Annotated in this window: 5 protein-coding genes and 4 pseudogenes; 4 read left to right on the plus strand and 5 right to left on the minus strand. The window is 71.8% G+C overall.

Features of this window, described 5'->3' with window-relative positions:
- Window positions 1–97: 97 nt before the first annotated feature.
- From JNW87_RS28395 to JNW87_RS39825, 4 genes and pseudogenes are all read right to left on the minus strand, one after another.
- A pseudogene (locus JNW87_RS28395) lies at window positions 98–331 on the minus strand (hypothetical protein); the annotation flags it as partial.
- A 51-nt stretch (window positions 332–382) separates the two neighbouring features.
- Window positions 383–865 carry a MarR family winged helix-turn-helix transcriptional regulator gene (locus JNW87_RS28400; RefSeq protein ID WP_109805526.1) on the minus strand — a complete coding sequence of 161 codons (483 nt, stop codon included), beginning with the start codon at window positions 863–865 and terminating at the stop codon, window positions 383–385.
- A gap of 307 nt (window positions 866–1,172) precedes the next feature.
- A complete protein-coding gene (locus JNW87_RS28405) occupies window positions 1,173–1,577 on the minus strand; it encodes a YjbQ family protein (protein WP_201750000.1) in 405 nt (134 codons plus the stop codon).
- 23 nt (window positions 1,578–1,600) lie between these two features.
- A complete protein-coding gene (locus JNW87_RS39825; protein WP_255544449.1) occupies window positions 1,601–2,014 on the minus strand; it encodes a hypothetical protein in 414 nt (137 codons plus the stop codon).
- Window positions 2,015–2,200: 186 nt separating this feature from the next.
- On the opposite strand from JNW87_RS39825, the pseudogene aceE reads away from it, so the two are divergent.
- Window positions 2,201–4,944 (plus strand): annotated as a pseudogene (gene aceE, locus JNW87_RS28415) (pyruvate dehydrogenase (acetyl-transferring), homodimeric type).
- Window positions 4,945–5,156: 212 nt separating this feature from the next.
- Here the strand turns inward: aceE and JNW87_RS28420 are convergent.
- Window positions 5,157–5,602, minus strand: a pseudogene (locus JNW87_RS28420) (SRPBCC family protein).
- Between the two features lie 186 nt (window positions 5,603–5,788).
- Here JNW87_RS28420 and JNW87_RS28425 point away from each other — a divergent pair.
- The 3 genes and pseudogenes from JNW87_RS28425 to gltX all read left to right on the plus strand — a co-directional run bounded on the left by JNW87_RS28425 (window position 5,789) and on the right by gltX (window position 9,852).
- Complete coding sequence (locus tag JNW87_RS28425) at window positions 5,789–7,120, plus strand: GH1 family beta-glucosidase (RefSeq protein ID WP_109804963.1); 1,332 nt, start codon at window positions 5,789–5,791, stop codon at window positions 7,118–7,120.
- Window positions 7,117–8,393, plus strand: a pseudogene (locus JNW87_RS28430) (MFS transporter). Before JNW87_RS28425 ends, JNW87_RS28430 begins: the two are co-directional and overlap by 4 nt.
- A 49-nt stretch (window positions 8,394–8,442) precedes the next feature.
- The gene (gene gltX / locus JNW87_RS28435) at window positions 8,443–9,852 is read left to right on the plus strand and encodes a glutamate--tRNA ligase (RefSeq protein ID WP_109804965.1); all 1,410 of its coding nucleotides are present in this window, start codon (window positions 8,443–8,445) and stop codon (window positions 9,850–9,852) included.
- Window positions 9,853–10,096 lie beyond the last annotated feature (244 nt).

The raw sequence follows: 10,096 nt of genomic DNA on the forward strand, positions 1-10,096 counted from the left end.
AGGCCGTTAGTGCGACCATCGCGCTCGCGACGATGACGGTCGTCCGCTTCAGGTGTGCCACGTGCCCTCCTCATTCTTGGCAGTTCACCGGGTAGTACGAGCCGATGGTGTAGAAGCCCTCACCGAAGCTGCGCAGCCAGCGTCCGGCGAGGTCCAGCAGTCGACTGGTGACCTGGGCGTCGAACAGGGCCAGCGCCTGCGCTCCCGTCAGCGGCGCGCCCTCGGTGAGTGGCTCGTCGAGGTCACGCCGCCGGGCGGGGACGCCGAGCGCGCCCAGGGCCTCCCGGAACCGGTCGTCGAGATCTTGCGGGGTGGTCACGTCGGACAGCATTACCGACGAAGGGGCCCCGCGCCCACTCGGACACGATCCGCCCGCCGGGCCTCACTCGTCGCCGCACTGCTCCGGGCAGCCGCCGTCGGAGACCTTCCAGACCAGCTCACGAAGGGCGGCCAGCTCGTGGTTGGTGAGCCCGCCGAGCAGTCGCGAATCGGACATCACCTGGTGCACCCGGTCCCGCATCCGCCGGCCGGCCTCGGTCACGACCAGCGTCTTCTGCCGCCGGTCGGCGGGGTCGACCCGCCGCTCCACCAGGCCGGCCTGCTCCAGCTTGTCGACCAGGCCGGTGACGTTGGAGCGGTCGCAGCGCAGCTGCTCGGCGAGGTCCCGGGCGGGCAGCGGCCGGTCGGGGTCCAGCTCGTGCAACGCCCGGGCGACGGCCGGGGTGAGGCCCAGCTCGGAGATCTCCACGTCCTGGTAGTGGCGGATCGCGGAGGCGATGTGCATGATCCGGCGCACCGCGTCCCCGGCCAGGCCGGAGCGGTCGCCCGCGTCGGGGCCGGCGGTGGGAACGGTGGGTTGAGCCATGCCTCACATGCTACTTGCCGATCCAATAATTGATTAGTTCTAAGGTTGAGCGGCTCACGCAGTTGCGTGGGGCATTCGCACCAGGAGGCACACCAGGTCCGTCTCCGTCCTCGCCATCTCCGGCAGCCTGCGCGACGCGTCGTTCAACACCGCGCTGATCCGGGCCGCGCAGCGGCTGGCGCCCGCGGGCCTGACCCCGGAGTCAAGGACGAGACCACGGAGACCCTGCTCCGCGCCCTCCTCGACGCCTTCGTCGCCAAGATCCGCGTAACCCACCTCGCCCTCACGCGGCGGGGCGGCGCCCCCGTCAGCCCGGCAGGAACGAGAAGCGGACCTTGCGGCTGGGGTTGTCGCCGTTGGTGTCCACCAGGCAGAGCGACTGCCAGGTGCCGAGCGCCAGCCGTCCGTCCACCACCGGCAGGGTCGCGTACGGCGGGACGAACGCGGGGAGCACGTGATCCCGCCCGTGCCCGGGCGAGCCGTGCCGGTGCCGCCAGCGGTCGTCGGCGGGCAGCAGGTCGTCGATCGCCCGCAGCAGGTCGTCGTCGGAGCCGGAGCCGGTCTCGATGAGGGCCAGCCCGGCGGTGGCGTGCGGCACGAAGACGTGCAGCAGGCCGTCGCCCTGGCCGGCGACGAACCGCTCGGCCTCGGCGGTGATGTCCCGGACGGTGGGCCGGGAGCCGGTCTGGACCGTGATCACCTCACTACGCACATCTCGCATTCTGCCCGAGCGGGTCAGTTGCCGCCGCCGGACCAGCCGCCGTCACCGCCCGACCCACCACCGCCGAGGCCCCCGTCCCGGCCGTCATGGGACCAGCGGCCGTCCCCGCCCCACCGGACCCCGCCGGAACCGCCGTCGTGGGCCGGTCGGCCGGCACCGCCCTCGCCGCCACCGACGTCCACGCCGAAGCCGACGATCCCGGTCGGGCCGCTCGCGGGCCGGTCCCAGTACCCGCCGACCCCAGGGGGCCGCCACCCGGCCTCCGCCCGCCGGCCGAGGGTCGCCAGGCCCGTGCCGAGCAGGGCCAGGCCGAGCAGTCCGACGGGCGCGAGCGTCAGGCCACCCCGGTACACGCTCACCACCGCGATCACCAGTGCGAGGCTGCCGAGGAGGGTCACCCCGGCCCCGAGAACCAGCCGCGTCGTCATGGCCGCACGGTAGGACGTCGGGGCAAGCCTCGGGCCGCCGGCGTGGCGCACTCGAGGATCGCGCAAAGTTACCGACGGGTACCTGTGTTCAGCGTCGCGTCTGGGGGAGGGAGACGTGACGACCGGCGCCACCAGGGGGCAGGATGGCGCTAGAGACCTATCCCACACACAACCGAGGGAACGCCTGTGGCTACGGAACGCAAGCGCCCGGTGATCACCGCTGGTCTGCCGAGCCAGCTTCCGGACATCGACCCTGAAGAGACCGGCGAATGGGTCGAGTCACTCGACGGTGTCATCGACGAGCGCGGAACCAAGCGCGCCCGGTACGTCATGCTGCGCCTGCTGGAGCGGGCCCGCGAGCGCCAGGTCGGGGTGCCGTCCCTGACCACCACCGACTACATCAACTCCATCCCGCCGGAGCGCGAGCCGTGGTTCCCGGGTGACGAGCACATCGAACGACGGATCCGGGCCTACATCCGGTGGAACGCCGCCATGCTGGTGCACCGGGCGCAGCGGCCCGAGATCAGCGTCGGCGGGCACATCTCCACCTTCGCCAGCTCGGCGTCGCTCTACGAGGTGGGCTTCAACCACTTCTTCCGGGGCAAGGACCACCCGGGCGGCGGCGACCACATCTTCTACCAGGGGCACGCCTCCCCCGGCATGTACGCGCGCGCCTACATGGAGGGGCGGCTCAGCGAGGACCAGCTCGACGGGTTCCGGCAGGAGCTGTCGCACCCGGGCGGCGGCCTGCCGTCGTACCCGCACCCGCGGCTGATGCCGGACTTCTGGGAGTTCCCCACCGTCTCCATGGGCCTCGGGCCGATCAACGCGATCTACCAGGCCCGGTTCAACCGCTACCTGCAGCACCGCGGCATCAAGGACACCTCCCAGCAGCACGTCTGGGCGTTCCTCGGCGACGGTGAGATGGACGAGGTCGAGTCGCTGGGCGCGATCGGGGTGGCCGCCCGCGAGGAGTTGGACAACCTCACCTTCGTGATCAACTGCAACCTGCAGCGCCTGGACGGCCCGGTCCGCGGCAACGGCAAGGTCATGCAGGAGCTGGAGGCGTTCTTCCGGGGCGCCGGCTGGAACGTGATCAAGGTGGTCTGGGGCCGGGAGTGGGACCCGCTGCTCGCGGCGGACACCGACGGCGCGCTGGTCAACCTGATGAACACCACGCCCGACGGTGACTACCAGACCTACAAGGCGGAGTCCGGGGCGTACGTCCGGGAGCACTTCTTCGGCCGCGACCCGCGGACCCGCAAGATGGTCGAGGGCCTGACCGACGACGAGATCTGGAACCTCAAGCGGGGTGGCCATGACTACCGCAAGCTCTACGCGGCCTACAAGGCGGCGATGGAGCACACCGGTCAGCCGACGGTGATCCTGGCCAAGACGATCAAGGGCTGGACGCTGGGCTCGCACTTCGAGGCCCGCAACGCCACCCACCAGATGAAGAAGCTGACGCTGGAGGACCTGAAGCTCTTCCGCGACCGGCTCTACCTGGACATCCCAGACAAGCAGCTGGAGGAGAACCCCTACCTCCCGCCGTACTACAACCCGGGCGAGAAGTCCGACGAGATCCAGTACCTCAAGGAGCGGCGCCAGCAGCTCGGCGGGTACCTGCCGTCCCGGCGGACCACCGGCAAGCGGCTGCAGATCCCCGGCCCCGAGCGGTTCTCCGATGTCAAGCGCGGCTCGGGCAAGCAGAAGGTGGCCACCACGATGGCCTTCGTCCGCCTGCTCAAGGACGTGATGAAGGACAAGGAGTTCGGCAAGCGCTGGGTGCCGATCATCCCGGACGAGGCCCGTACCTTCGGCATGGACTCGCTCTTCCCGACGGCGAAGATCTACTCGCTGCACGGCCAGCGGTACACCTCGGTGGACCGGGAGCTGTTCCTGTCGTACAAGGAGGCCACCGACGGTCAGATCCTGCACGAGGGGATCAACGAGGCCGGTTCGGTGGCGTCCTTCACCGCGGCCGGATCGTCGTACGCCACCCACGGCGAGCCGATGATCCCGATGTACATCTTCTATTCGATGTTCGGGTTCCAGCGCACCGGCGACGGACTCTGGGCGGCCGCCGACCAGATGGCCCGCGGCTTCCTGCTCGGCGCCACCGCCGGGCGGACCACGCTGAACGGTGAGGGCCTGCAACACGAGGACGGCCACTCGCTGCTGCTCGCCGCCACCAACCCGGCGGTGGTCGCGTACGACCCGGCGTTCGCGTTCGAGATCGCGCACATCATGGAGAACGGCCTGCACCGGATGTACGGGGAGGCGCAGGAGAACGTCTTCTACTACCTGACGGTCTACAACGAACCGATCTTCCAGCCCGCCGAGCCGGCGGGCGTGGACGTCGAGGGCATCCTCAAGGGCATCTACCGCTACTCCCCCGCTCCGAAGGTGGACGGGGACGCGCCGAAGGCGAACATCCTGGCCTCCGGCACCGGCATGCAGTGGGCGCTCAGGGCGCAGCAACTGCTCGCCGAGGACTGGGGCGTGTCCGCCGACGTCTGGTCGGTGACCTCCTGGACGGAGCTGCGCCGGGACGCGGTGGAGTGCGAGGAGCACAACCTGCTCAACCCGGGCGGCGAGCAGCGGGTCCCGTACGTCCAGCGGAAGCTGCCGACGCCGACGGGCCGAAGGTCGCGGTCAGCGACTGGATGCGCGCGGTGCCGGACCTGATCGCCCGCTGGGTGCCCGGCGACTACACCTCGCTCGGCACCGACGGCTTCGGCATGTCGGACACCCGGCACGCGCTGCGCCGGCACTTCCACGTCGACGCCGAGTCGGTGGCGGTCGCCACGCTGCGGCAGCTCGCGCTCCGCGGCGCGGTGCCGGCCAACGTGCCGGCCGAGGCCGCCAAGAAGTACGCGCTCGACGACATCACCGCCGCCCCGGTCGGCGAGACCGGCGGCGACAGCTAGGTCGTACGCGAGAGGGGCCCGGCGCGATCCCGCGCCGGGCCCTTCGTCATGTCGCCGGCCCTCGGAATGCGGCAGGTCGGGCCTTCCTGGGCGGGGACGCCACGACGTACCGCAACCCGGGCAGGGTGTCGGCGGCGGAGTCGACGATGGTCCGGCGTCCCTGGCGGGGACGCCGGACCATCGCCATCGCGGGCGGTGCCGGGACGGGCCCGTCAGCCGACGGCGGCCAGGTCGGTCAGTCGGGCCAGCGAGTCCTCCAGGTCGGCGCCGACCCGACGCAGGCCGAGCCGGAGCAGGGCGGCCTTCACCGGCCCGGCGGGCCACCGTACGACGATGAGCCGCACGATCGTCCCGCCCTCCTCCTCGTCCGGGGTCAGCTGTACGTAGATCTCGGTGCGCGCCTCGGCCCGGGCGCCCGCGCCCTTGGCCCGCTCGCGCCACCCGATCAGGGTCGCTCCTGGTAGGCGATCACCTCGGCCTCGTGCGCCGCGCCGCGCCCGGCCTGGACCAGCTGTCGCCGGCCGAAGCCCTCCCCCGAGAGGACCTCCGCCGCGCGAACCCCCGCCAGCCAGGCCGGCAACTGCTCGGCCCGCTGCACGACGTCCCAGACCGCTTCCACCGGCGCCATCACGTGCGCACTGCGTTCCACGAGGATCATTTCTGTCTTTCCCCCACTAAGGACACATCCGCGATATTCCGACTGTATGCGGTAATTCGGACTTAAACGGACGGGTTCGGAAAAGACACGCCGAAAACCCTTGCGCCGCCAGCGCTCCCCGGCCTATGGCGCATCAGCGGCTCGCGCCCTAGAGTCCCGAGCACGCTTCGCGTTTCTGGAGGGCGAATGACGACCGCGCCGATGCCGGAGTTCCCCGCCGGGTTCCGCTGGGGGGTGTCCACCTCCGCCTACCAGATCGAGGGCGCGGTCGGTGCCGACGGCCGTGGACCATCCATCTGGGACACCTTCGCCCACTCCCCCGGACGGATCGCCGACGGCAGCACCGGCGACGTGGCCTGCGACCACTACCACCGGTACCGCGAGGACGTCGGGCTGCTGGCCGGGCTCGGGGTGTCCGCGTACCGGTTCTCGATCGCCTGGCCCCGGGTGCAGCCCACCGGGGCCGGCGCGGCCACGCCCGCCGGGCTGGACTTCTACGAACGGCTGGTGGACGAACTGCTCGGCCACGGGGTCGATCCGGTCGCCACCCTCTTCCACTGGGACCTGCCGCAGGCCCTGGAGGACGCCGGCGGCTGGCTCAACCGGGACACCGCCGCCCGCTTCGCCGAGTACGCCGACCTGGTCGCCGCCCGCCTCGGCGACCGGGTGAAGCTCTGGATCACCCTCAACGAGCCGTTCATCCACATGAGCCTCGGACACGGCATGGGCGTGCACGCCCCGGGCCGGATGCTGCTCTTCGACGCCTTCCCGGTGGCCCACCACCAACTGCTCGGGCACGGCCTCGCGGTGTCGGCGCTGCGGGCGCGCAGCGGCAGCCCGGTGGCGATCGCGAACAACTACTCGCCGGTACGGGTGGCCGGCGACACCGACGCCGACCGGGCCGCCGGGGCGGCGTACGACGCGCTGCACAACCGGCTCTTCACCGACCCGCTGCTCGGTCTCGGCTACCCGGACGGGCCGGGCTTCGACGAGGGCGTGGTCCGCGCCGGGGACCTCGACGTGATCGCCGCCCCGCTCGACGTGCTCGGGGTGAACTACTACAACCCGACCGGGATCCGGGCGGCCGAGCCGGACTCGCCCCTGCCGTTCGAGATCGTCCCGCTGGAGGGGTACCCGCGGACCGCCTTCGACTGGCCGGTGGCCCCCGACGGGCTGCGCGACCTGCTCGTCGACCTGCGGGACCGGTACGGGGCCGCGCTGCCGCCGATGCAGGTCACCGAGAGCGGCTGCGCGTACGACGACGTGCCGGACGCCGACGGCCGGGTCGACGACCCCGACCGGATCGCGTACCTGGACGGGCACCTGCACGCCGTGCGGGCCGCCATCGACGAGGGCGTCGACGTGACCGGGTACTTCGTCTGGTCGCTGCTGGACAACTGGGAGTGGGCCGAGGGCTTCACCAAGCGGTTCGGCCTGGTGCACGTCGACTACGCCACCCAGCGGCGTACCCCGAAGTCCTCGTATGCCTGGTTGCGCGACCGGGTGATCAAGCCGTGACCACGGTGAACCCGACGCCGACCTCGCTGCCGGCGGCGCTCGCCGAACCCACCGTGCCGGTCCGGCGGAGCTGGATCGCGCTGATCTTCGCGGCCAACCTGGGCGTCTGGATGGCCTTCTTCACCCCCATCCAGGTGCTGCTGCCGCAGCAGGTCGAGCGGATCGCGCCGGGCGACAAGGAGGCCATGCTGGCGGTCGTCACCGGGCTGGGCGCGCTCGCGGCGGTGCTGGCCAACCCGCTCGCCGGGGCGCTGTCCGACCGCACGGTGATCCGGGTGGCCGGCCGGCACCTCGGCCGGCGGCACGTCTGGACCGCCTCCGGCGCCGTGCTCGGCGCGCTCGCGCTGGTGCTGCTGGCCCGCCAGGACACCATCGCCGGGGTGGCGCTCGGCTGGGTCGCCGCGCAGGTCTGCTTCAACGCGATGCTGGCCAGCCTGACCGCCGCCATCCCGGACCGGGTGCCGGTCGCCCAGCGCGGGGGCGTCTCCGGCTGGGTGGGCATCCCGCAGGCGCTCGGCCTGGTGGTCGGGGCGGTGCTGGTCACCGCGCTGATCACCGGCAACGCCGCCGGGTACGCCGCCATCGCGGTGGCGATGCTGCTGCTGTCGCTGCCGTTCGCGCTGCTCACCGCCGACGACCCGCTGCCCCGGGAGCACCGGTCGGCGCTGCGGCTGCGCGGGCTGCTCGCCTCGATGTGGATCAGCCCGCGCCGGCACCCCGACTTCGCCTGGGCCTGGTTCACCCGGTTCCTGGTCCAGACCGGCAACGCGCTGGGCACCCTCTACCTGCTCTACTTCCTCACCGACGGGGTGCGGGTGGCCGACCCCGAGGGCGGCCTGCTGGTGCTGATCCTGCTCTACACCCTCGGCATGATGCTCACCGCCGTGGTCGCCGGCCGGCTGTCGGACCGCTCCGGCCGGCGCAAGGTCTTCGTGATCACCTCCGGTGTGATCATGGCGGTGGCGGCGCTGCTGCTCGCCGTGGCGCCGGTCTGGCCGATGGCGGTGGCCGCCGCGCTGCTGCTCGGCGCCGGCTACGGCGTCTACCTGGCGGTGGACGCGGCGCTGATCACCCAGGTGCTGCCGGCGGCCACGACCGGGCCAAGGACCTCGGCGTGATCAACATCGCGAACTCGGCGCCGCAGGTGCTCGGGCCGGCCCTCTCCGCCCCGATCGTGGTGCACCTGGGCGGATACCCCACGCTGTACGCGGTCACCGCGGTGGTCACTCTGCTCGGCAGCGCACTGGTGCTCAAGATCCGTTCGGTGCCCTGACCCGGCCCCCTGGCGGAAAGCGGTCGCGGCCGGCCGTAGGCTGGGGGACGTGACGGTACGTGTACGCTTCGCCCCTTCCCCGACCGGTATGTTCCACGTCGGCGGCGCCCGCTCGGCCCTGCAGAACTGGATCTACGCCAAGCAGCAGGGCGGGGTGTTCGTGCTCCGCATCGAGGACACCGACGCGGCCCGTAACAAGCCCGAGTGGACCGAGGGCATCCTGTCTGCGCTGGACTGGATCGGCATCGAGCGGGGCAGCTACGAGGGCCCCTACTTCCAGTCGTCGTACGCCGGCGAGCACCGCGCCGCCGCCCAGCGGCTCTTCGACGCCGGCCGGGCGTACTACTGCGACTGCACCCGCGAGGACGTGCAGGCCCGCACCGGCTCCCAGTACCAGGGCTACGACGGCTTCCACCGCGACAAGGGGCTCGGCCCGGGCGAGGGGCGGGCGCTGCGCTTCCGGACGCCCGACGAGGGCGAGACCGTGGTGGTCGACCTGATCCGCGGCGAGCCGACCTTCGAGAACAAGAACATCGAGGACTTCGTCATCGCCCGGGCCGACGGCTCCGCGGTCTTCCTGCTGGCCAACGTGGTCGACGACATGACCATGGGGATCACCCACGTGATCCGGGCCGAGGAGCACCTGCCCAACACGCCGAAGCAGCAGCTGCTCTGGGACGCCCTCGGGGTCAAGCCGCCCATCTGGGCGCACGTGCCCGTGGTGGTCAACGAGAAGCGGCAGAAGCTGTCCAAGCGGCGCGACAAGGTCGCCCTGGAGGCGTACCGGGACGAGGGCTACCTCGCCGGCGCGATGCGCAACTACCTGATGCTGCTCGGCTGGGCGCCGTCGGGCGACCGGGAGATCGTGCCGTGGTCGGTGATCGAGGACGAGTTCCGGCTGGAGGAGGTGAACCCCTCCCCCGCGTTCTTCGACGAGAAGAAGCTGCGCGCCTTCAACGGCGACTACATCCGGGCGCTGCCGGTGGAGGAGTTCATCGCCGCCTGCCAGCCGTGGCTGACTGGCACCGGCACCATCGCCCCGCCGCCGTGGCAGCCGGAGGAGTTCGACCCGGCCGCGTTCGCCGCGGTGGCGCCGCTGGCCCAGACCCGGATCGCGGTGCTCAGCGAGATCGTGCCGAACGTCGACTTCCTCTTCCTGGCCGACCCGCTGATCGACGAGGCGGCCTGGGCGAAGGCGATGAAGGAGGGCGCGGCCGACCTGCTGGACGCCGCGATCGCCGCCTTCGACGCGCTGGAGCCCTGGGACGCGGAGTCGCTAAAGTCCACCCTGGAGGCGGTCGGCGTGGAGCGCGGCCTGAAGCTGGGCAAGGCGCAGGCGCCGGTCCGGGTCGCGGTCACCGGCCGCACCGTGGGGCTGCCGCTCTTCGAGTCCCTGGAGGTGCTCGGTCGCGAGCGCGCCCTGACCCGGCTGCGCGCCGCCCGGGTCCGCCTGGTCTGACGTCCCGTCGCGCAGGGCCCGCCGGTCATCCGGCGGCCCTGCGTCGTACGCGCGGCGGCGGTCAGCGGCGCGTCGTGCGGCGGCGGAGCAGGAGGCCGCCGCCGAGCAGGAGGAGCACCACGACGGCGGCGAGCAGCCAGAACCAACCGGATGATGGAGCGCGATGTCGGCAAGGAGAACCTGAAGTGTCGCTACGAGTCCTTCTGCCGCCAGGACGTGATCCGGTCGTTGCGGTAGGTGAAGA

This window comes from Micromonospora sp. ATA51 (genome assembly GCF_016802855.1).
Classification (GTDB): Bacteria; Actinomycetota; Actinomycetes; order Mycobacteriales; family Micromonosporaceae; genus Micromonospora; species Micromonospora sicca.